Origin of the sequence: Flavobacterium sp. ACAM 123 (genome assembly GCF_000264055.1) — a bacterium.
Lineage (GTDB): Bacteria > Bacteroidota > Bacteroidia > Flavobacteriales > Flavobacteriaceae > Flavobacterium.
Window position 1 is genome coordinate 1 of the sequence record NZ_AJXL01000259.1, and the last position, 375, is coordinate 375.

General features: G+C 29.3%; 1 protein-coding gene. It reads right to left on the minus strand.

Annotated elements, in window-relative coordinates; translation table 11 throughout:
• Positions 1–190: helix-turn-helix domain-containing protein (locus tag A3SG_RS22620; RefSeq protein WP_016991471.1), on the minus strand; the 190-nt coding region annotated here is incomplete at its 3' end.
• Positions 191–375: the final 185 nt, after the last annotated feature.

Genomic DNA, 375 nt, shown 5'->3' on the forward strand with positions numbered 1-375 from the left:
CCCAACTATCATACCAACGTTCAATCGTTCTGCGATTGACATTAAAAACAGAAGCAAGGTTGTTAATCTTGTGTCTTTGATGTGATAAAACAAGGCATTGGCTACGTTTTCTAACGGTATTATTAGGGCTGTTTTGATGAAGGTATTTTAATACATCAATCTCTTCTTTTTTAAGTGTTAAGTATCTCATATCGAGATAAATATACGAATACAATTACAAATAAACAACACAATACGACATTATTTTATTCTAATTACTTATATTGTTGAATATCGATCGAAATTCTTTTTATTTTTCTACCAAAAGGGGAAGGTTCTGAAAACCTATCATTGAAGAAATTAAAAATGCAGAAAATATATTGCGGAAAAATATTC